This window comes from Bacillus sp. KICET-3, from assembly GCF_033261025.1.
Taxonomy (GTDB): domain Bacteria; phylum Bacillota; class Bacilli; order Bacillales; family Bacillaceae; genus Bacillus; species Bacillus sonorensis.
Map to the genome: position 1 here is coordinate 2679668 of NZ_CP137345.1, position 22267 is coordinate 2701934.

Annotated in this window: 24 protein-coding genes; 1 reads left to right on the top strand and 23 read right to left on the bottom strand. The window is 47.6% G+C overall.

Annotated elements, in window-relative coordinates; genetic code table 11:
- The first annotated feature begins 9 nt into the window (after positions 1-9).
- Positions 10-882 (top strand): YitT family protein, encoded by an 873-nt coding sequence (locus R5H20_RS13690; RefSeq protein WP_006636386.1) that lies wholly within the window; start codon positions 10-12, stop codon positions 880-882.
- Between the two features lie 41 nt (positions 883-923).
- Here R5H20_RS13690 and ypjB read toward each other — a convergent pair whose 3' ends face one another.
- From ypjB to hepT, 23 genes are all read right to left on the bottom strand, one after another.
- Positions 924-1727 (bottom strand): sporulation protein YpjB, encoded by an 804-nt coding sequence (gene ypjB / locus R5H20_RS13695; protein WP_006636387.1) that lies wholly within the window; start codon positions 1725-1727, stop codon positions 924-926.
- A gap of 76 nt (positions 1728-1803) precedes the next feature.
- Positions 1804-2388, bottom strand: coding sequence for a lipoprotein heptaprenylglyceryl N-acetyltransferase LhaT (locus R5H20_RS13700; protein ID WP_006636388.1), 585 nt, complete (start codon positions 2386-2388; stop codon positions 1804-1806).
- A gap of 236 nt (positions 2389-2624) precedes the next feature.
- Positions 2625-3392 (bottom strand): menaquinol-cytochrome c reductase cytochrome b/c subunit, encoded by a 768-nt coding sequence (locus R5H20_RS13705; RefSeq protein WP_006636389.1) that lies wholly within the window; start codon positions 3390-3392, stop codon positions 2625-2627.
- A gap of 31 nt (positions 3393-3423) precedes the next feature.
- The gene (qcrB, locus tag R5H20_RS13710; protein WP_006636390.1) at positions 3424-4098 is read right to left on the bottom strand and encodes a menaquinol-cytochrome c reductase cytochrome b subunit; all 675 of its coding nucleotides are present in this window, start codon (positions 4096-4098) and stop codon (positions 3424-3426) included.
- Between the two features lie 2 nt (positions 4099-4100).
- Entirely contained in the window at positions 4101-4607 is a 507-nt protein-coding gene (locus tag R5H20_RS13715; protein ID WP_006636391.1) for a QcrA and Rieske domain-containing protein, read from the bottom strand.
- Between the two features lie 143 nt (positions 4608-4750).
- Positions 4751-5197, bottom strand: coding sequence for a YpiF family protein (locus R5H20_RS13720; RefSeq protein WP_006636392.1), 447 nt, complete (start codon positions 5195-5197; stop codon positions 4751-4753).
- A 76-nt stretch (positions 5198-5273) separates the two neighbouring features.
- Positions 5274-5813, bottom strand: coding sequence for a ReoY family proteolytic degradation factor (locus tag R5H20_RS13725; protein ID WP_006636393.1), 540 nt, complete (start codon positions 5811-5813; stop codon positions 5274-5276).
- Between the two features lie 68 nt (positions 5814-5881).
- On the bottom strand, positions 5882-7156 hold the full coding sequence (locus R5H20_RS13730; RefSeq protein WP_006636394.1) for a tetratricopeptide repeat protein: 1275 nt from the start codon (positions 7154-7156) through the stop codon (positions 5882-5884).
- 227 nt (positions 7157-7383) lie between these two features.
- Entirely contained in the window at positions 7384-8670 is a 1287-nt protein-coding gene (gene aroA / locus R5H20_RS13735; protein ID WP_006636395.1) for a 3-phosphoshikimate 1-carboxyvinyltransferase, read from the bottom strand.
- Between the two features lie 10 nt (positions 8671-8680).
- Entirely contained in the window at positions 8681-9796 is a 1116-nt protein-coding gene (locus R5H20_RS13740) for a prephenate dehydrogenase (RefSeq protein ID WP_006636396.1), read from the bottom strand.
- A gap of 47 nt (positions 9797-9843) precedes the next feature.
- Positions 9844-10926, bottom strand: coding sequence for a histidinol-phosphate transaminase (gene hisC / locus R5H20_RS13745; protein ID WP_006636397.1), 1083 nt, complete (start codon positions 10924-10926; stop codon positions 9844-9846).
- A 12-nt stretch (positions 10927-10938) separates the two neighbouring features.
- A complete protein-coding gene (trpA, locus tag R5H20_RS13750; protein WP_006636398.1) occupies positions 10939-11742 on the bottom strand; it encodes a tryptophan synthase subunit alpha in 804 nt (267 codons plus the stop codon).
- Complete coding sequence (gene trpB / locus R5H20_RS13755) at positions 11711-12937, bottom strand: tryptophan synthase subunit beta (protein WP_006636399.1); 1227 nt, start codon at positions 12935-12937, stop codon at positions 11711-11713. The genes trpA and trpB overlap by 32 nt, the downstream gene beginning before the upstream one ends.
- On the bottom strand, positions 12918-13574 hold the full coding sequence (locus R5H20_RS13760; RefSeq protein ID WP_006636400.1) for a phosphoribosylanthranilate isomerase: 657 nt from the start codon (positions 13572-13574) through the stop codon (positions 12918-12920). Before R5H20_RS13760 ends, trpB begins: the two co-directional genes overlap by 20 nt.
- Positions 13567-14331 carry an indole-3-glycerol phosphate synthase TrpC gene (trpC, locus tag R5H20_RS13765; protein ID WP_006636401.1) on the bottom strand — a complete coding sequence of 255 codons (765 nt, stop codon included), beginning with the start codon at positions 14329-14331 and terminating at the stop codon, positions 13567-13569. Before trpC ends, R5H20_RS13760 begins: the two co-directional genes overlap by 8 nt.
- Positions 14312-15340, bottom strand: a complete 1029-nt coding sequence (gene trpD / locus R5H20_RS13770) for an anthranilate phosphoribosyltransferase (protein WP_006636402.1) — start codon at positions 15338-15340, stop codon at positions 14312-14314. The genes trpC and trpD overlap by 20 nt, the downstream gene beginning before the upstream one ends.
- Entirely contained in the window at positions 15312-16859 is a 1548-nt protein-coding gene (gene trpE, locus R5H20_RS13775; RefSeq protein WP_006636403.1) for an anthranilate synthase component I, read from the bottom strand. The genes trpD and trpE overlap by 29 nt, the downstream gene beginning before the upstream one ends.
- A 246-nt stretch (positions 16860-17105) precedes the next feature.
- Positions 17106-17489, bottom strand: coding sequence for a chorismate mutase (gene aroH / locus R5H20_RS13780; RefSeq protein ID WP_006636404.1), 384 nt, complete (start codon positions 17487-17489; stop codon positions 17106-17108).
- Positions 17486-18574, bottom strand: coding sequence for a 3-dehydroquinate synthase (gene aroB / locus R5H20_RS13785; RefSeq protein WP_029418346.1), 1089 nt, complete (start codon positions 18572-18574; stop codon positions 17486-17488). Before aroB ends, aroH begins: the two co-directional genes overlap by 4 nt.
- Entirely contained in the window at positions 18574-19746 is a 1173-nt protein-coding gene (gene aroC / locus R5H20_RS13790) for a chorismate synthase (RefSeq protein ID WP_006636406.1), read from the bottom strand. The genes aroB and aroC overlap by 1 nt, the downstream gene beginning before the upstream one ends.
- Before the next feature lie 71 nt (positions 19747-19817).
- On the bottom strand, positions 19818-20585 hold the full coding sequence (locus R5H20_RS13795; RefSeq protein WP_006636407.1) for a CheR family methyltransferase: 768 nt from the start codon (positions 20583-20585) through the stop codon (positions 19818-19820).
- Between the two features lie 151 nt (positions 20586-20736).
- The gene (ndk, locus tag R5H20_RS13800) at positions 20737-21186 is read right to left on the bottom strand and encodes a nucleoside-diphosphate kinase (protein WP_173400952.1); all 450 of its coding nucleotides are present in this window, start codon (positions 21184-21186) and stop codon (positions 20737-20739) included.
- Positions 21187-21301: 115 nt separating this feature from the next.
- Positions 21302-22264: a heptaprenyl diphosphate synthase component II gene (gene hepT / locus R5H20_RS13805; RefSeq protein WP_006636409.1), complete on the bottom strand. Its 963-nt coding sequence runs from the start codon at positions 22262-22264 to the stop codon at positions 21302-21304.
- Between the last annotated feature and the right edge of the window lie 3 nt (positions 22265-22267).

The following is a 22267-nucleotide window of genomic DNA, read 5'->3' on the forward strand; positions in this document are numbered from 1 at the left end:
GGTTTTTTTATGGCCGGAGACATCAGAATGAAAAACGTCTTGTTTATATTGGCAGGCGCCGCTATTTTTTCTTTTGGACTTGTTCATTTTAATATGCAAAACAATTTATCGGAAGGCGGTTTTACGGGAATCACCCTGCTGCTTTATTTCCTGTTTCATATCGATCCTTCCATATCCAACCTGGTTTTAAACATTCCGGTTTTTATTATCGGCTGGAAGCTGCTCGGCAGAACGGTTTTTTTGTATACCATTCTCGGAACTGTCAGCTTGTCCGTGTTTTTATGGATATTCCAGCGCTTTCAGATCCACATGCCGCTTCAGCATGACCTTGCGCTCGCAGCGCTGTTCGCCGGGGTTTTTATCGGCACGGGGCTGGGAATCATCTTCAAATACGGCGGCACAACCGGAGGCGTCGATATTATCGTGCGGCTGATCAACAAATATTTTCATGTGCCTATGGGCAAAGCGATGTTCGTATTTGATGCCTGTGTCATTACATTATCGCTTATTTTTTACCTTTCCTATAAAGAAGCTATGTACACGCTCGTAGCCGTATTTGTCGCCTCGAAAGTAATAGACTTTATGCAGGAAGGCGGATACGCGGCAAAAGGAGCCACTATCATTTCCGATAAAAACGAACAGATTCAGCGCAAAATCATCGAAGAAATGGAGCGCGGGGTTACGATATTAAAAGGCCAGGGGTCATATACAAAAGCTGAGCGCGATGTGCTGTACTGCGTCGTCCCGAAAAATGAAGTAGTCCTTTTAAAAAATGTGATCACCTCAGTCGATCCCCATGCATTTGTTGCGGTAAGCGATGTTCACGATGTATTGGGAGAAGGCTTTACACTAGACGAAAATAAGAACCCTATTTCACGCTGATTCAGAAGAAAAAGAAGCCCGCGGCACGCAGAGCTTCTTTTTTATTTCGGCCAATCATTTTCCCTTTTCCTGCGCCTGTCCCCTTCTGCTTTATACTTTCTGAATCCGACATATGTCAGTGTGGAAAGGATGATGCTTCCCGTTGTCAGGATGACCCATAAAAGCGAGGGGTCTGCGTCATCTTCTTCCACTTGATTAAATACATCTTCCAAATCCTTTTCCAGCATCGTCAGCCTTTCAAGCTTGCTGCTTTCCGTCATTTGCTGAAAGCCCCCGTCTTCGACCACTTCAATATGGCTTGAAACGCTTTTTAATTGCTTTGGCGAAACATCGATCATTAAACTTGGATATATCGTATCATACAATGATAAGAAATGATTCCATTCTTCTTGAAATGTCAAGCTGTCATCCTTTTGAACATCGGCTTTCAACGCTTTAAACGAATTCATGATCGGCTTTTTCAGCGAACCCCAAAGCGGGTCATGATCTGATTCAATGGCGTCCATCAGCATCCTGAATTGTGCGGCTGCCTTCAGCTTGTCTTTTTGCTCCGTCCCTTCGCTTTCAAGGCTTTTCAGGACATCGCGATAGCCAAGATCGACCTGGCGGATTTGCGCCCCGGTCATCACGTCTTCCGCTCCGCCGTGTTCAGCGGCTTTCAGCCTGTCTTCGAAATAATGAAGAATCTGGACAGCTTCTTCGTATTGTGCCTGCCTTGTTAATTGGAATACCGTATCGGACAGCTCGTTCAATTCCTGCAAGGCTGCCGAGTCACCGCCGGCTTTCAATGCGCCTGCAGGAAAAGCAAGTCCGATCAGCATGCAAAGGATCACCTTTCGTATCATTTACGGTCCCTCCCACTCCTTCTATTACAGAGTATGAAGGGAAGGACAAGGTTAGACCAAGATTGTTGTCCAAAGCTTACAGCTTAAACGCCTTCCGGGACAGGACAAGATAATACGCTAGCCCGATCGAAGCGATGCTCAGCCAAAACGTAAAATAGCCGATCTGCGGCATATATTGATCAAGCATCGAATAATTCGGCATCATTTGAAACAGGTAATCGATGACGTCGTTATGAAGCGTCCAAATCGCGGCTGCCGCCAAATGCCAAACCTTAAAACGGTAATACGGCGCATACAGCACACCCTGCACTGCCATGGCAAAGTGCGACGCAATCAGCATATAGCCCGTCCAATGCAGACTTCCCGCCGTCACAAGCACGAGAATATTCATGACGACCGCCCAGAGCCCGTATTTGACGAGCGTAACGAGGGCGAGCGCTTCAAATAAAGCAGAATTTCGCTTTAGAAAAAAACCCAAAAGAACAAATAAAAAAAACAAAGTCGCCGTCGGGCTGTCTGGAACAAAGATCAAAAATTTTGCGGGCGTGTCCATCAGCTGAGGCAGATACCAGTAGTATCCATACACCGTCCCTAAAAAATTCACGGCCAGAAGCAAGACGAGTACCGATCTTTGCCCGAGTATGTACAAAATCCATTTCACCGCTATCAACTCACAGTCTCTTTAAATACAAAAGGCTGGCGCCTTGTCAGCTTCCCACCATTGCCCCGGGAACGGCCTGATGAGAACGTGTTTTTAAGCCCTCATGCAGCGCGGAAAAACGAGCGCTGCAATTTTAAGAGGCCGTCGACTTTGTCGACAGCCTCAAAGGCTGACCCAGCGCCAGCTTCAGCTCTCATCAAGAGTATATCTTTCCTTGGGCATCTTGACAATATCTTTTACTTTGCAGTCGTTTCCGAAATGAATTTGGACAGTTCTTTCAGCTGTTTATCGTTTCCTTTAAACACGCCGGCAGGCATCTGCCCCTTTCCTTCCTTGGCGATTTTCGCGATCTCTTCCGGAGATAAGCCGCTATCGACGAGAGACGGTCCGGCTGCCCCGCCCTGCATGTTGTCGCCATGGCAGGAAATACAGCCTTGCTCCTGATAGATTTTATAGCCTTTAGAGCTTGTATCAATATCGGCTTCTTCCTTGATTTTCCCCTGTTCTTCGGCAGCGGCCCAATCGTGGGTGACGACGGACTGCCATGTTAAGAAAACCGTAGCTGACAGCGCGAGAAGCATCAGCCCGACGGTAACAGGACGTTTAAACGGCCTTCTGTCTGGGCCCCTGTCGAGAAACGGCGCCAATAAAAGCGATCCGAACGCGATGGCCGGTATGACAATGGCTCCGACCACCGTATATGGCCCAGCGGCATATTCGTATTTTAGCAATTGGTACAAAAATAGAAAATACCAGTCCGGCAAAGGTATGTAACCGGTATCTGTCGGATCAGCCATCCGCTCAAGCGGAGGCTCGTGAACGACGGTCAGCACAAGAAAACCGATCAGGAAAACCGCCCCGACCATCCACTCTTTCAACAGGAAGTTCGGCCAGAACGCTTCCGTTTTTCCCGGAAATTCCGAATAATCTTTTGGAATATTCGGTTTTCTCTCCGCCGGTATCCTCGAATCTCCGACAAACTTCATTCCTTTTCCCCTTTTCATGCCATCCCCTCCTTCTTTTTATGTCACTCGCTTACAGCGGCCCTGAAATTCCTTGCTTGCGAATCATAATAAAGTGTGCGGCCATGAGTCCGAACAGAGCGGCTGGCAGGAAAAAGACGTGTATGGCAAAGAAGCGCGTCAACGTCTGAGCGCCGACGATATCCGGATGACCGGCGAGCAGCGTTTTAATTTCCGGACCTATGAGCGGCGTCGCCTCAGCAATCTGCAGACCTACCTTTGTCGCAAACAGGGCTTTCATATCCCATGGCAGCAGGTAGCCTGTAAACCCTAAGCCGAGCATGACAAAGAAGATCAGCACGCCGACAATCCAGTTGAGCTCCCTCGGCTTTTTATATGCCCCCTGGAAGAAGACTCTCAGCGTGTGAAGGAACATCATCACGATGACCAGGCTTGCTCCCCAGTGGTGCATGCCCCTTACGATTTGCCCGAATGCTACTTCGTTTTGCAGATAATAAACCGATTCCCAGGCATTTTTAATGTCGGGAACATAATACATTGTTAAAAACATGCCGGAAAGCACCTGTATGACTGTTACAAAAAACGTCAATCCCCCGAAACAGTACACGAATGCCGAAAAATGGTGAGCGGGATTCACGTGTTCAGGAACTTCGTGGTCGGCAATATCTCTCCAAAGCGGCGTGATGTCCAGCCGTTCATCCACCCAGTCGTAAATTTTGTTTAGCATGATCACCCATCCTTCCTCGGCTTGGCTTTTCCTAAGTAAAGATAGCCGTTTTTAACCTCTTGCTCATAGTGATCCAGAGGAGCAAGCGGCGGAGTTCCGGGTACATTGGTACCATCCTTTTCATAAAGCCCGTAATGGCACGGACAAAAAAACCTGTTCGGATTTTTTGGATCGCTGTTCCAGTTAACCGTGCACCCCAAATGCTTGCAAACCGGAGATAAAGCTACGATTTCTCCCCCATGTTTGAAAACCCACGCCGACCGCGATTCTTCTGATTCGTACCAGGCATCCACTTGTTTGATCTTGAAGTCAAAGCGCTGCGGTTCATTTGTCAGCTCGTCAACGCTTACAACCTGAACCATGTCCTGATCCTCAGTCGGTCTTAAAACCGGATCGAGCGCGAAGCGAACCATAGGCATGAGCATTCCCGCCGCCATAAAACCGCCGACGCCTGTCAGCGTATAGTTTAGAAACTGACGTCTGGATACCCGATGTCTGTTTTCGCTCATCTTCATATCCCCCCTCAAGTCCCCAGCTACAATATAACTGAAATAGAAAAATCATGAAACTAGGACACCCTCATAATATATCAATATTTTAGGAAGGTCAACATTGCCAAAATCATTAAACTAAGGAAATGTAAGTGTTTTTATTAAGAGTTCCAATATTGTAACAAAATGTTCAATATTTGCTCAATTTGGTCATCAAGGAGCTTCTGCTTCAGTGAATCTTTCATGTGTTCGAGGGGCAGCGCGGGAATCCACAGCAGTTTTTGCTCATCTTTGAGCGTTTGCTTCCAGCGCTCATCCGTCGTCAGGAACACGGTGTGCCGAAAATGCTTTTCAGCCATTTCTTTCACTGCAGCGAGATCCCGCGCCGATTTTTCATCAGCTTCCAGATATGTATAAGGAGGAAACAAATAGACGCGGCCCTTCAGCTGCCTTTCAAGCTCTTCGGCAAGCAGGACCGTAAATTCCCCTTTTGAGACGGCCGATTTAAACTGATCTCCCAGCTGGACCGATATCAGCGGAATGACCGCCGTGTCGATATACTCCTTGGCATTCAAGTAAACATCTGCATCATGCGTATTCCATTTCACATGGAGGCCCCCTTTATATGACAGCGCTTCCCTCGCTGAACAAGCCTTGCGGTTGGCAAGGCTTGTGGCGGCGGGATTATTGCAACTGACTCAGTTGTTTTGCCAGTTTTTCGAAGCTTTCTTTATCTTGGCGATCAAGCGCTTCATCTATTTCGCGAAGCAGTTTTTGTCTCTGAAAAGTCGAAATGGAGTGCTCCAAAATCTGCTCGGCGATCATTTTGTCTTTTTCATTTTCGTATAGGTCTTTCGGAATATGAGGGTTGGCTTCAAGCACTGCCGCGTATTCCGGCGAATTGTAGGCTGAGCGGAAATTCAGCTGGATAAACAGATCCTGCTGCTTATTCAGCCTGATATCATGAAATGATTTTTCTGCATCTGTCGTCATCACATTTTCTTTATAAAAACGAAAAGGCACTTCTTCGACGCAGTGGGTGGACATGATAATGCCCCTCGGGCAAAATTCGGCCTGCTCGACAAAATGTACTTTTTCCATCAACGAGTCATGGCTCATTAAATAATTTAGAATCCATACACACTCTCTACGTTTTAGCTGATAATGGTTTAAAAACCAGCGGATAAAATCTTTTTTTTCATTGACAGAAACAGGGGTCTGCATGTTATTCCCTCCTCTATCGCATCTTGTGTATTACTTTAATAATTCCACACAAACCGAGCATATCCTGCTTATTCAAAGGAATTTTCATCTTCGATTCTGAAAATCATCTCATGGACTTCCTCATTTGCGGGGTAAAGCTCAACGATTTTTTTCAATAGCGGCAAAGCTTCCTTCCGCCTTCCTTCTTCAAGCAAGAAAAGCGCGTATTCGTAAAGAAAATCCCCGTCTTCCTGATAATTCAAACATGCGGCCTCATATTCCCCGCGTGCCTTTTCATATTCTTCCAGACCGGCAAATGCCGAAGCAAGAAACCAGCTGAATTTCGGGTCATCTTCACCGTATTTGCGGACCTCTTCGACGAGATCGATGATACTCTCAAAATCTTCTTCTTCAAGATAAAGAGAAAGCAGGGTGTGAACGGCTTCAATATAGCCGGGGTCAAGGGCGAGCGCCTCTTGAAGCAGATCCTTCGCTTCAGAAGGCCTTTTTGTTTTTAAAGCCATTTTTGCGGCGGAGAGATACAGTTCTTTATTGTATTCGTCTACGCGGATTCCTTCTTTTGCTGTTTCAAATGCTTCTTCATAAAGCCCTTCTTCTTCATAGCTGTTTGCCAAAGGCTTATAAAGCGAGGAGTAGGCCGGATCGAGTTGTTTGAGCTCTGTCAATTGTTTGATCGCAGTTTTAGGATACCCCGCTTTCAAAGCGGTAAAACCAAAGCCAAACAATGTATTGGGTTCCGGATTCTCCTGGACGGCTTTTTCATACCATTCCAGCGCTTCTTCAAACTCTCCCGACGTGCTCAATGACTCGGCGAGCCTCTGGTAAACATTGACGCCCCCGATGACAGCCTCTGCACGGACCGCTTTTTTGAACTGGCTTACCGCTTTGCCGTAGGCTCCCTGGGTAAAGTAAAGCTCTCCCAAAGCAAAATCGATCACTGGCTCTTCCGGCAAAAGGGCTTTCGCTTTCAGGAGTTTCTGCTCACTGACTTCAAACAGCCCTTGCATCTGGTACAGATCAGCCATCAAAAGCAGGCTTTCCGGAAATGCCTTGTCTGTCTCCGGAATCGTTTCCAATATGCGGAGCGCTTTTTCTTCTTGATCGGTTTCGATGAGGAGCTCGGCATAAAAGCATGTCAGATCTGTTTCTCCCGGATAAAGCTCGTGTAAGTCGCTGACGATGGCGATGGCTCTGTCGACAATCCCCCATTCGTAATACAGCTGCGCTGCTATCGCTTTGTCTTCATCATGAAGGGCAGGCTCGATATCGGCAAGCTTTTTCAATCCGCTTTCAGTGTGGCCTGCTTCAACTAATTTTATGGCTTCTTGGATCGAAGTATTCAATTCTGAACGTCCCTTTCTTTCGTCAAATCATTGCCGGTGATTCTGATCCGGCAAAATGATTTTAGTTAGTTATTATCATAATTCACCCGGGCGTCTTCCGGCAAATATGTTGCCTTCATATAGCCGCAAATAAAAGCGGATTTGCTTCTTTAAGACAAGCTATGCCGGAAACCTTCGTTTTATGTGCCCGCTTTTTAAGGGGCGAAAAAGCCTGAAGCAGAGCAGCTTCAGGCTTTTTGGGCCAGCTTTTCGATATGGTCAAAAAACGTCGGGTATGATACGCTGACAGCTTCCGGACGGGATATATCGATCGGATATTCACAGATGCAAGCGGCAATCCCGAGCATCATGCCGATACGGTGGTCACCGTGGCTTGATACAGCCACTCCGCCTGTCAAAGGTGTCTTTCCGTGAATCTTCATGCCGTCTTCAGTCGGTTCGATATGCGCGCCGAGCTTTTTCAGTTCTGATGCAACGGTATCGATGCGGTTTGTTTCCTTTACTTTCAATTCTGCTGCGTCTTTGATCACTGTCGTACCTTCCGCCTGGGTCGCAAGAAGGGCGATAATCGGAATCTCATCGATGAGCCGCGGAATCAAATCGCCCGAAATTTCCGCAGCTTTTAAGGACGTGGTCTTGATTTTCAAGTCGCCGTAAGGCTCACCGCTTCCAGCGTCTTTCGGTTCAATTTCGAGATTTGCGCCCATTTTTTCAAGGACGTCGATGATTCCCGTTCTTGTCGGATTTAAGCCGACATTTTTCAGAACGATTTCACTGTTTGGCACAAGCGATCCTGCCGCAAGGAAAAATGCCGCTGAAGAAATATCTCCGGGGACGAATACATCGGCCGCCTTTAACGTCTGCCCTCCGGCAATCGAAACAGAGGTTTCGCTTTCCTCAAGCGTAACGCCGAACATGGACAGCATCCGTTCTGTGTGGTCTCTTGATTTATGGGGCTCTGTCACCGTCGTGGTGCCGCTGGCCTGGAGCCCGGCGAGGAGGACGGCTGACTTGATTTGCGCGCTGGCAACAGGCGATTGAAAATCGATCGCGGTCAAATTTCCGCCCCGGACGGAAAGCGGCGTAAATTCGCCTCCGGCACGGCCGTCAATTTTCGCGCCCATTTGCCGAAGCGGATCTGTTACGCGCTTCATCGGGCGTTTGGCGATGCTGTCGTCTCCCGCTACCGTGGTGTGAAACGGACGTCCGGCCAAAATGCCGAGCATCAGTCTGATTGTAGTTCCGGAATTTCCGACATCCAAGAGTTCGCTTGGCTCAGACAGCTGATCCAGGCCATTCCCGTAAACCGTCACATTGCTGTTGTCCTGTTCGATTTCAACACCCATTTTTTTGAAGCAGTCGATCGTGCTCAAGCAGTCTGCTCCAGGCAAAAAGTTTTTAATCACCGTTTTCCCTTCGGCAATGGCGCCGAACATCACAGATCGATGGGAGATGGATTTGTCTCCCGGAATATGAAGTTCTCCTTGTAATGAATTGACTTTTCCTCTTTTCATGTGTTCCACCTCAATCAGCGTAAAATGTCTCATATTTGGCGCGGGTTTGAATGCATTTTTCAGCACGTTTGCGATCTTGGTCAGATTGAAAGCTGATTCTGAGAACCCCGTTTATCTCTTCTCTTGTTTCGATAATCCGGATGTTCGTAATGCTGATCTGTTCGTCGGCGAGAATCGCCGTAATTTCCGAAATGACCCCCGGATGGTCGGGGACATCGACATAAAGATCGTAAAAGGAAGGAATCGCTCCTTTCTGCCGCAATGGCAGCCCATCCCGGTATTCCTTTGCTTCCCGAAAAAATTCAAATAACCCGTCTGCATCTTCATTTTTAACAAAAGACCGGATTCTGTCCAGTTCAAGCGTCCATTCGTCAAACCGTTCTAAAATTTTTTCTTTATTATGCAAAAGAATATCCCGCCACATCGCCGGACTGCTGGAAGCGATTCTCGTGATATCGCGGAATCCTCCGGCCGCAAAACGTTTGACAAGCGGGTACTGGTCCTCGAATTTGACCGTTTGGTGAACGAGGCTGGCGGCCACAATATGCGGAAAATGGCTGATCACGCTCGTGACGGCGTCGTGCTCGTCGGGAGACATCTCCACAAATTTTGCGTTCGTCCCTTTTAACAGTTCCTTTAAAGCCGCAACCGCTTCTTTTTTAACAGACCTGGCCGGAGTCAATATATAAAATGCATTCTCAAATAACAGCTCTTTTGCAGCGGCCACGCCCGATTTATGGGAGCCTGCCATCGGATGGCCGCCTACAAACTGATACTCTTCGGGCAGGACGTTTTCCGCATGGGCGACAACCTTCTGTTTCGTGCTGCCGACATCGGTAATCAGCATTTTTTTCTTCAGGCCGGACGCGGCAATTTCATCAAGCATATGCAGCGTCTGCTCTACTGGAGCCGCTAAAATAACCGTTGTCGCTTTTTCAATGCCTTCCGCAAAAGAAGCGGCCGGCTCGTCGATGACGCCAAGCTTCTGTGCGGCTTTCACCTGCTCTTCAGATACGTCAAACCCGATGATCCGCTTTCCGGGATGCTCTTTTTTAATGGCGAGAGCAATGGAACCGCCGATTAAGCCTAATCCGGCCAATAATATCGTTTCATTCGGTTGAGTCATCTTTATCACCTATTCAATAGACTAAAGAGGTGATCTCACATCACCTCTTACAACATGCCAGCTAAAGTTTTTAAAAATCCTTCGTTTTGCTCTTTCGTTCCGACTGATATCCTGAGACAGGTAGGAAAGCCGAGAGCGTTCCCTGATCTGACGATATAGCCTTTTTCGAGCAGCGCCTGGAACAATTCGTCTGCATTTCGTTTAAGATCGATCAGGACAAAGTTTGTTTGTGAAGGATAATAATCCAGCCCGTGCTCAGCGCAGAAATCGTAATACTGCTTAAGCCCTTCTCCGTTTTTTCTGACGCATTCTTCAATGAACGCCTGATCGCCCAGCGCGGCAAGCGCGGCAGCCTGGCCAAGCCGGTTTGTGTTAAACGGCTGTCTTGCCGGCTCGATTGACCGGATCAGCTGTTCTGAAGCGATGCCGTAGCCGACCCTTAAGGCCGCCAGACCGTACGCTTTTGAAAACGTTCTGAGGATCATCAGATTCGGGTAGCGCTTCAACAGCGGGATGGTTTCATGATAGTCTTCTGCGCTTACATATTCATAATAGGCTTCATCGACAACCACAAGGACGTGCTCAGGGACCCTTTCAATAAAACGGATCAGTTTCTGCTCCGGCTCATATGTCCCTGTCGGATTATTCGGGCTGCAGACCCAGACGACCTTAGTCTTATCATCGATTGCCTCAAGCATGGCATCAAGGTCATGGCAGCCGTTTTCAAGCAGGCCGACCTCCCGTACCTCTGCGCCTTCGATGACCGCATTGTGTTTGTATTGCGAAAATGTCGGATTGGCCATCACCGTGTTTGTGCCGGGGTCCAGCAAAGAACGGGAAATGATTTGAATGACTTCGTCTGTGCCGTTTCCTAAAATGATGTTTGTTTCATTTACACCGAGATGTCCGGCAAGCTTTGTTCTTAAAGCTGCGCTGTAGCCGTCGGGATAAAGCTGCATTTGCTGAATTTCAGTCTGGAGGGCTTCTTTTGCCGCTTCTGAACAGCCGAACGGGTTTTCGTTTGAAGCGAGCTTTACAACCGTATCCAGATTAAATTCTTTTTTGACTTCTTCAATCGGTTTGCCGGGCTGGTAAGGCTTCAACTGCTTTAACTGTTCTTTGATTTGCAACTTTCTGTCACCTCATTTTACCATGTACGATACGCTGAACGTTTTCGCGTATTCTTCAAATGTTTTTAAGGCCTGCTCTCTTGTCTCAGGACAGATGAGATCGTCTTTCAGCTCCTCGATCTTTCTGACAAGAGCGCTCCCTACGACAACGCCGTCGCACAGTTCATTCATCATCTCCACTTGTTTAGAGCTGGAAATCCCAAAGCCGACAGCGACAGGGACGGAACTCATCCCTTTCACAGATCGGACAAATGAAGAAACAGAATCAGCGAATTCATTGCGCACACCTGTCACCCCGAGCGAAGATACACAATACACAAACCCTTCGGCCTGCTGTGTGATTTTCTTGATGCGGCTTTCGCTTGTCGGTGCAACGAGGGAAATATACGTGATCCCTTGTCTTTTGCATTCCTGCTGCAAATATACGCTTTCTTCAAAAGGCAGATCCGGTATCAGAAGTCCGTCTATGTTATTTTGTCGCAGTAAAGCGAAAAAGTGATTTGTATCTAATTGTAACACAGGATTGTAATACGTAAAGAGGATAATCGGAATCTGGACGCCGTTTTTTTTCATTTCCCCGCCAAGCGTGATCGCTTTTACGATATTCATGTCATTGTTGAGAGCGCGCTTCGAAGCCCGCTGGATGACGGGACCGTCGGCCAGCGGATCAGAATACGGCACTCCGATTTCAAGAGCTGAGGCCCCGGCCTCCTGAAGGGATTTTGCCAATTCGACCGACACCTCAGGCAGCGGATCGCCTGCTGTAATAAATGGAACAAATAACTTATCGGACGGCTGATTTTTCAGATTGAACATCTTTATCCACCTCTTCTTCCAATACCTTCATTAAGGTATGGACATCTTTGTCTCCCCTGCCTGAAAGGCAAACCAGAATACTTTTCTCTTTATCCATATCCTTTGCGAGTTCGAACGCTTTGGCCAAAGCATGCGCCGACTCGATCGCCGGCAGTATTCCTTCCGTCTCCGCCAGACGCTTTAAAGCCGCTACCGCTTCATCGTCTGTCACCGCTTCGTACCGGACGCGGCCGATCTGATGGAGATGGGCGTGTTCCGGTCCGACTCCCGGATAATCGAGTCCGGCTGATATAGAATATGGTTCGATAATCTGGCCGTACTCATCTTGAAGCAAATACGTCAAGGAGCCGTGGATGACCCCTTTCGTTCCTTTTGTAATGGTCGCCGCATGAAGCGCAGTGCCGGCGCCTTTTCCCGCGGCTTCAACGCCGATCAGCTCAACAGGCTCTTCAATAAATGAGCTGAACATCCCGATCGCATTGCTTCCTCCTCCGACACAGGCCATCACTTTGTCGGGAAGCTTTTGTTCCGCTTCGTAAAACTGCGCTTTCGCTTCATCGCCGATCATGCGCTGAAACTCACGGACAATATAAGGATATGGATGGGGACCGACAACTGATCCGATCATATAAAAGTGATCCTCGCAGTGCTGGACCCAGTATCGAATCGCTTCATTTGTCGCGTCTTTTAATGTTCCGTTTCCGCTTGAGACCGGAACGACTTCTGCCCCCAAAAGCTTCATGCGGAAAACGTTCAGCGACTGTCTTGCAACATCTTCCTCTCCCATAAAAACGATGCATGACATGCCGAACTTTGCAGCAACGGTTGCCGCGGCGACTCCGTGCTGGCCGGCGCCTGTTTCAGCGATGAGCTTCGTTTTCCCCATTTTCGCAGCAAGCAGGGCCTGCCCGAGTGCATTGTTGATTTTATGGGCGCCGGTATGGTTTAAATCCTCGCGCTTCAAATATATTTTGGCTCCGCCCAATTGCTTTGTCAGCTGATCGGCGAAAGTCAGGGCTGTCGGACGTCCGGAATAATCAAACAATAGTTTTTTATATTCGTCTTTAAATGAAGGGTCATCCTTTAGTTTATGAAACGCTTTTTCTATTTCTTCCAAAGGCTGCATCAATGTTTCGGGAACGAATTTCCCTCCAAAGTCGCCAAATCTGCCTTGTTCATTCGGATATGAATACATGATTGTACATCCTCTCTTCTAAAAGGTTGATGAGCTTTTCGCTTTTTTGACCTTTATCTTCGATTCCGCTTGCGAGATCAATTCCCGGAGGCTGCCAGTTTAAGAGCGCTGCTATGCTATCAGGATTGACGCCTCCTGCGATAAACAAGCGCTTCCCTTCTTTGGCCGCAGCCTCTTTGTATAAAGGGACGCTTTCCCATGAAAATGACACGCCGGTTCCTCCCCTCATCCCTTTGACAGATGAGTCGATCACAAACCCGTCTGCATATGGGGCGAAGGCTTCCATAGTTTCGACAGTTCCTCTTTCGTGATGAAGCGCCTTCCAAATCTCACAATCTGTTATGCATTTCAGCCGTTTGATGTCTTCTACCTGCTCATCGCCGTGCAACTGGATCACATCCAATGGTAGAGCTTCGGCAATCTCAGCAATGCGGCCGGCATTCTCATTGACGAAAACGCCGACAAGCTTTTTTCCTGCGGTAGCGATTTGCCCGCACCAGCTTTTTACGTCAGCTGGATTCACGGCCCGCTTGCTTTCCGCAAAAATAAAACCAAGATAGTCCGCTTTGGAACGGGCTGTCACCTTCAAATCTGCGAAAGAATGAATCCCGCAATATTTTAAGCTCGGTTTATTCATCGTTTTCTTCTCCAAACAAGGCATGGACCGCCTGCTGCTGCGACGGTTCTTTCATCAGGGATTCCCCGACGAGAACAGCTTTGGCCCCGCAGTTTTTCACAAACGACAGATCTTCGGTTTTGCCGATCCCGCTCTCGCTGACAAGAACGGCTCCTTCGGGGATCATCGCAGCGATCCGCTCCGTCTGCCTGACGGAAGTTTCAAAGGTTTTCAGATTTCGATTGTTCACGCCGATGATCTCAGGCGTAAACATGTTCAAAATACCTTCAAGCGTCTTTTCTTCATGAACTTCAACAAGCACATCCATGCCTTTTTGAACGGCCTCTTCATACAGTTCATAAAGCTTTGACGGCTCAAGCGCCTCGCCAATCAGCAGGATTGCATCCGCTCCGATGCGCCTTGATTCTTCGACCTGAATGGAATCGATGATAAAGTCTTTCCGCAAAACAGGCAGGGAAACCTTGTGTTTGATTGATGTCAAATAGGCATTTTTCCCTTGAAAAAACGGTCCATCCGTCAGAACGGACAGACAATCGGCTTTTGCCCGCTCGTACGCTTTAGCGATCTCTTCCGGCTGAAAATGTTCTTGGATCACCCCTTTTGAAGGTGAAGCTTTTTTCACTTCGGCAATCAAGGCGATAAAGCGATTCGGCGAAAGAAGCGCATCCTTGAATGAGCGCTTTGGCAGATTCGCGTCCTCCGGCAGCACGATATCCAAAAGGTCTTCCCGCTTTCTTTCAATGATTTGATTCAGCATATATCTCTTCCTCTTCCTGTTTTAATCGCTCCAGCTGTTTGAGCGCTTCTCCGCTTTTGATCGTTTCCAGAGCTGCGGCTGCGCCTTCTTTCAGGCCGGATGCCCGGCCTGAAACATACAATGCCGCGCCCGCGTTTAAGGCGGCGATGTGAAGGGCGGAATCAGAGCTGTTGTTTCGCAAAATGTTCAGGATGAGACGGCCGCTTTCTTCAGGCGTCCCAACTTGAATGTCTCTTAGCGCGCCCGGCGGCAGCCCGACGTCGGCCGGCTCAACGGTATATTCAAATCTTTGGCCGTCTTTCAGCTCTATGACGTCTGTGGGCGATGTGATCGAAAGCTCATCAAGGCCGTCGCGGCTTGAAACAAATAGCACATGCTCCGGTTCAAATGATTCCAGAGCGCCGGCCATCAGCTTCGCCTTTTCGATTGAGTATACGCCGATGACCTGGCGCTTGGTCTTCATCGGATTGCTGAGCGGACCGAGCAAGTTAAACACCGTCCGAAAGGCGAGATCTTTCCTTACCCCAGCCACATGCTTCATTGAAGAGTGATAGCTTGGCGCATATAAAAACCCCATGTTCAGCCGCTCAATGCTTCGTTTTGTTTCCTCGGGCGTCGTCTGGATGGAAACCCCGAGATATTCCAGCACATCGGCGCTGCCGCTTTTCGAGGATACTGAACGGTTGCCGTGTTTGGCGATTTTGGCACCTGCCGCCGAGGCAATAATCGCGGCTGCAGTTGAAATATTGAAGGAGGATATTCCGTCTCCTCCCGTTCCGCACGTATCGACGACATGTTCTGGGCCCTCTATTGCAAAAGCCTTCTCCCGCATCGCCCTGACAAAGCCTGTTACTTCCTCAACCGTTTCTCCGCGGTGGGCAAGAATGGAGAGCAGTCCGCCGATTTCCGCGTCGCTCAAAGAGCCGTTCATCATCAAATGCATGATCTCGTACGCTTCTGCTTCGTTCATCGTCCTTCCGTTAACGCAAGATTTCAGCAGTTCGTTCATAGCCGTCCTCCCCCTTTTCAAGAAACATCTCTTCGGCGATTTGGATCGTTTTGAGCAAAGCCCCCGCTTTATTGCACGTCTCTTCCCATTCCTTTTCGGGTACGGAGTCGGCGACGATTCCGGCGCCCGCCTGGATTGAAGCGACCCCGTCCTTGACGCTCATCGTCCGGATCGTAATACAGGAGTCAATATTGCCGTCAAATCCGATATAGGCGATACAGCCCCCATATGTTTCCCTCGGCTCGGGCTCCATCTCGTTTAAAAGCTGCATCGCCCTGATTTTGGGAGCGCCCGTCAATGTACCGGCCGGAAATGCACTCATTAAGGCATCGACCGGATGTACGCCGGCTTTTAAAGTCCCTGTCACGATCGAAATAATGTGCATGACATGGGAAAATGACACGATTTTTGTGAACTCCGGCACATTGACAGACCCGTATTCGGCCACCCTGCCGATATCATTTCTCGCCAAATCGACAAGCATATAGTGTTCCGCTTTTTCTTTTTCATCTGCCAAAAGCTCTTTCTGCAGACGCTCATCTTCAGCTTGATCAATGCCTCTTTTTCTCGTTCCGGCGATCGGATGGATTTCAAGGTGTCCGTTTTGCACATGGATCAGCCGTTCCGGCGAACTTCCGACAAGCTCCCGGTCCGGCAGCCTGATATAGTACATGTAAGGAGACGGGTTGACCATTCTCAGCACTCTGTATAATTCAAAGGAACTGACCTTTACAGGAATATCGAACCTTTGGGAAAGCACACCCTGAAAGATATCACCCGCTTTGATGTATTCTTTCAGACGTTCGACATCTTGCAAAAACTGCGGCTTCTCATATGTGGACCGGACATGTTCAAAGCTTGGCTCGTCATGACGGCCCTGCGGGAGAAAAAGCTCCTTTGCCGTTTTTCGGTCTGACAGCCTGTGTATGAGCTCTTTCAGCTCTTCTTTGGCGGCATGATAGGCCTCTGCTTTTTCGCTCTCCGTTTCCCCGCCGTTCAGCCTGACATAATGAATAAAATGCAGCTTTTTCTGTTCGTGGTCATAGGCGATCATTGTCCGGCAGACAAACAGCAGACATTTATCCATGTTTGTTTCCCCTTGGTGCGCGGGGATTGATGGTTCGATCAGAGGCATGGCATCATAGCTTAAATATCCAACCGCCCCTCCTGAAAACGGGATCTCAAGCTCAGGCGTCTTAATAAGGCATGTGCCAGACATCCATTCCAGGACTTCTTTCAACTGCGGCGCGGTGAAAAGCTTTTTCATGCCTTTTCCGCAGGCGTGGAACTGTCCGGATTCCTCCTTGATGGTCAAAAACGGATCGAGCCCGATAAAAGAATATCTCGACCATGCGGAGGAATCATCTTTGCTTTCCAGCAAATACACAATGTCGTCTTTCAGCTTCTCGACCATTTGAATGGGCGTCAGCGTATCAACGGAAAAACTTTCGATAATGGGAATTGTTTTAAAATGCGAAGCATCCTCCATAAACGAGGAAAAATCGTGTTGAACACTCATCGTTTCTCACTCCTTTTGAACAGGCGGAGGAGAATGAGGGAAAGCTTGAGAGGTAAAAATTCAGATGTAAAATTTGCGGTAAAAATAAACAAACCCAAAAGAACATCAGTCTTTTGGGTAGAATTCATAAACGTTTTGTCTCAGCTCATCTACACTCATTCTCAAACTACCCTAATCTCAATCTCAGCTTTAGTTGTAAAACCTATATACACACTCCTGTGTATTTCTAAGGTTGCTACAATCGTATTACAATTCAGTCTTTTTTGTCAATGATAAATCAGGTCTCAAAGTTACTGCATTTTCCAAATACACGTGGCGGACTTCATCCTGGCGCATTTCAGTCTGCACGGTCATCATGACCCTGATGCACTGTTTAAGGCCGTGTTCCACATCCATTTCCTGCATGCACATGACCGGGACGTGCTGCCAGCCGTCAAAGGTTCTGACGACTTTGGCAGGAAAGGCCGCATGAATATCGGAAGTGGCGGATATCAAGATCTGGACTACTTGTTCAGGTTTGATCTTGTTTTCGATGATCATTTTTTCAATCAGCTGTTTTGTTTTTGTCGTAATGTCCTTGTCCGTGTCCTGCTCTACTGTAGTCGCTCCCCGAATACCGCGAATCATCATTCGCCTCCCTCCAATCTCCACATATTCAGCCATCGTTCGATCTCTTTTGCCGTAAAGGAATGCAGTCTCACACTGCCTATCCGGTCAAGCAGGACAAATTGAATGATGCCTCCGCGCGTTTTTTTATCGTTCAGCATCCGGCTGATGAGCGCTTCTGTTGACGTATCCAGCTTCACCTCTCCCGGATAGCCGAGCTGTTTCAGCCAGCTTGTAATCTGCCTGCGGTCAAGCGGGCAATTCAGAACTTTTTCGCTGACAAACAGGGCAAACTGCATCCCCAATGCAACGGCATCACCGTGGGTGATTTTACCATATCCGTATTCTGCTTCAACAGCATGACCCAGCGTGTGGCCGAAGTTTAAATAGGCCCTGATTCCTGCCTCCCGTTCATCTTGTGAAACGATCGCAGACTTGATCGAAATGCCCTTATACACCATATCATTCAGCTGTTCATTTGTGATCGCATCTATTGATTTGATCTTGAGAAGCTCATGTAAAAACGCTTCGTCATGGATAAACGCGTGTTTGATGACTTCCGCCAGCCCTGATCTCATTTCTTTTTCAGGCAGCGTCCCAAGGCATTCCGTATCATAGACCACCGCTTTTGGCTGATGAAAAGCGCCGATTAAATTTTTGCCGAGCGGATGATTGATGGCCACCTTTCCGCCGACTGCACTGTCATGAGCAAGCAGAGTCGTCGGAAATTGAACATAATCAATGCCCCGCATAAAAGTCGAAGCCACAAATCCCGCAAGATCGCCGACAACTCCTCCGCCGAGGGCGAGGATGCAGGAAGACCGGTCAAGATGAAACTCGATCGCTTCCGTCTGCAACTTCATGAACATATCGATCGACTTGGCTTGTTCCCCGCTTGGCACAGCCACTTTTTTAACGGGCCATTTGCTTTCGAGAAGATTGAGCAGCTCTTCTCCATAGCGTTTATCTACTTCTTCGTCGGTAATCAGAAGCAGTTTTGTCATCGGCAGGTCCAAGGATGACAGAAGCTCATCCGCGTTTTTCCTAATGCCTCCGCCGATAAAAACCGGATAAGACAGTGAAGCTGTTTCGATTTGAAGTGATTTCATTAAAAATCCCTCGCAAGTTTTCTCATCTTTTCAATGTTTTCAGCGATGCGGTCCATTTGGTCGACCCCGAATTGCTCGACGATCGCATTGGCGATTTCCCATGCCACGACTGCTTCAGCAACGACGCTCGCAGCCGGGACGGCGCATGAGTCAGAGCGCTCGATGCTGGCGCTGAAAGGTTCTTTTGTTTCAATATCGACGCTTTTCAGCGGCTTATATAAAGTCGGGATCGGTTTCATGACGCCTCTGACGACAATCGGCATCCCTGTCGTCATTCCGCCTTCGAGTCCGCCGAGGCGGTTCGTTGCCCGCGTGTATCCTTTTTCTTCATCCCAAATGATTTCGTCATGGACTTCGCTGCCGTTTTTTCGCGCGGCTTCAAAGCCGATGCCGAATTCAACACCTTTAAAGGCATTGATGCTTAAAACAGCGGCAGCCAGCTTGCTGTCAAGCTTACGGTCGTAATGAACATAGCTGCCGACGCCAACGGGAACCCCTTCGACGATGACTTCGACAATCCCGCCGATGGAATCACCGTTTGCTTTTGCTTCATCAATCGCAGCCATCATTTTTTTGCCCGCCTCTTCGTCATAGCATCTGACAGGCGACTGTTCCGTCACTTTTTTCAAATCTTCAATTGATGTGTAATTTGTATGCTCGGCCTTTACCCCGCCGATTTCCAAGACATGTCCGGCCACTCGAATGCCAAGCTGTGACAAGATCTTTTTCGCCACTGCTCCCGCCGCCACCCGGACGGTTGTTTCCCTTGCAGAAGAACGTTCAAGCACGTTTCTCATATCCCTGTGCCCGTACTTAATCGCGCCGTTTAAATCGGCGTGTCCGGGTCTTGGCCGTGAAATCTGGCGTTTCATTTCGCTTTGTTCTTCCTCTGTGATCGGTTCTGATCCCATGATTTTCGTCCAGTGGGTCCAATCTTTGTTTTCAACGACAAGGGCGATCGGAGACCCTAAAGAACGGCCGTGCCTTACGCCGCTTGTGATCCGGGCCTGATCTTTTTCAATTTGCATCCGGCGTCCGCGGCCGTAGCCTTTTTGCCGTCTCTGAAGCTCGTAATCAATGTCTTCTTTTGTGATATGAAGCCCTGCTGGGACTCCTTCAATAATTGTCGTAAGCTGCGGACCGTGAGATTCACCGGCTGTTAAATACCTCATGCTTTCGTTCTCCCTTCATCACATTAACGCTTTTAAGTAAAACTATAACACATTTTTTCGTAAAAAGTCAGCTAACTTTTTTGATAAAAGAATGTATCTGTTGATTGAAAGCCATATTTGTCGGGATTAAAGATTTGCTCTGTGCTTCCGACGAACAAAACCCCGTTCTTCTTTAAGCTTTGGCCGAACTTGCGGTAAATCGTTTCTTTCGCCTCCTCTGTAAAGTAGATCAGTACATTGCGGCATACGATAATATCAAAATCTTTTTCATAGGAGTCCGCCAATAAATTGTGCTTTTGAAAGCGGATGTTCTTCCGGATTTCATCTTTTACGGTAAAGCGGCTGCCGTTTTGTATAAAATATTGATCTTTCATCTCTTTTGGCACTTCCTGAAGCGACCTTTCCTGATAGATGCCTTCCTTGGCTTTTGCCAGCACTTTGTCATCGATGTCTGTGGCGATAATTTCATAGTCTGTCAGATATGTTTGACGGCTCAAAATCATTGACAGCGTGTACGGCTCCTCCCCCGTTGAACAAGCCGCGCTCCAGACCTTCAGTGTTTTGGACGGCTTTAATAACGGAAGAATCGTTTTTTCAAGCACATCCCATCTTTTATAGTTTCTGTAAAATTCAGAAACATTGATCGTCATTCTGTCTAACGTCTCTTGAAGAAGATGATCATCTTTTTCTAGCGCAATCGCAAATTCGCGAAAATCGCTATATCCTTTTTTTTCGTAAAGAGATGTCAGTCTCCGTTTCATTTGAGCCTCTTTATACAAAGCTAAATCTACACCTGTTATTTTTTTCCATTTATCGACGAAGAAGCTGTAATTATCCATTTTTTCTCTCCTAATCCATTCATGCTGATATGTGTATCATTATAGCTTGTTTTCATCACAATTTGTATGTTTTAAATCAAAAAACGCCCGCTTCCCGGTAAGGAGAAAGGCGTTTTTTTCCATGTAAAAAAAATCAGCTTTTCAGCTGATTTTAGTAGATCCATTGATTCATTAATTTTTCTTCTTCAATCAGTTCATTTTCATTAAAAAACAAACTGATTTCACGTGCTGCGCTTTCAGGAGAATCTGAACCGTGAATGATGTTTTTGCCGACAATCATGCCGTAGTCCCCGCGAATCGTGCCGGGCAGCGCATCTTTAGGGTTCGTCTTGCCGATCAGCTGCCTGCTTACCGCAATTGCGTCTTCGCCCTTCCATACCATTGCAAAAACAGGGCCTGACGTAATAAAGTCAACAAGCTCACCAAAAAACGGTTTTTCTTTATGCTCTTTATAATGCTCACCGGCTGTCTCCTCCGAGACGTTCATCAGCTTGGCTCCGATCAATTGTAAGCCCTTACGTTCAAATCTAGCCAAAATATCGCCGATTAGCTGGCGCTGAACGCCATCAGGTTTTACCATTACAAAGGTTTTTTCCATAATCGATTCTCCACCCCACTGTTATGTATAGGCTTTCAACACTACATCGGAAATATAACATTTTTCAAACAATTAATCAATAAAGGGTGGAGAATATTCATACTTTTGACTCATTTGTCTAAAATTTTCGCTTCCCAATGTACTTCGCAATTTGTCCCAAAGCTGTTCTTGCGCGGTTTTTCGGGAGGGTTTCAAGCAGGCGGAACGCTTTGTCCAAATACATTTCACTGACTTTAAACGATTGTTCAATGGCATCGGTTTTTTTCAGCTCTTCGATTACCGGTTTGATCTGTTCGGGAGTGGTTTCACTGTTGATCAGCTTAAGCCGCGCCTTTAATTCAGGAGATTTCAGCGCATACAGCACAGGAAGCGTCACGTTTCCCTGCAGCAAATCCCCTCCGACCGGTTTGCCGAGTTCTTTTTCGCTTGACGTAAAATCCAGAATGTCGTCGATGATTTGATAAGACATTCCGACATAATAGCCAAACCAATACAGTGTTTGATGAATGTTTTCGCCTGCTCCGGCGGCGATGGCTCCGAGCTGGCAGCTCGCCGCGATCAAAAGCGCCGTTTTCCGCTTGATCCGTCTTAAATAAGTTCTGAGGTTTTGCTCCATATTATATTTATCTTTGATTTGTTCAATTTCTCCAAGACAAACTTCAACGAGCGCCTGGGACAAAATTTCGTGCGCCTTCGGTTCGTTTATTTTGGTCATGGATTCAAGCGAGCGGGCAAACAAATAATCGCCCGTGTACATCGCAATGCGATTATCCCATTTCGCCTTAATTGTCGGCTTTCCCCTTCTCAGCTCTGCATCGTCAATGACATCATCATGAACGAGCGAAGCCATATGCATCAATTCCAATGAAACGGCGACATTTTTAATTTTGTTGATGTCGTATTCTCCGAACATGCCGCTGAGCAGGACAAACACCGGCCTGATCCGTTTGCCCCCGGCCTGCAATAAATGCAGGCTGGCTTCGCTCAGCAAAGGGTAGTCGGAGTGTACGGTCTTTTCCAACTCTTTTTCTATTAAATCAATATCCTCATTCAAAAATGAATATAACGTTGTTAATTTCATATC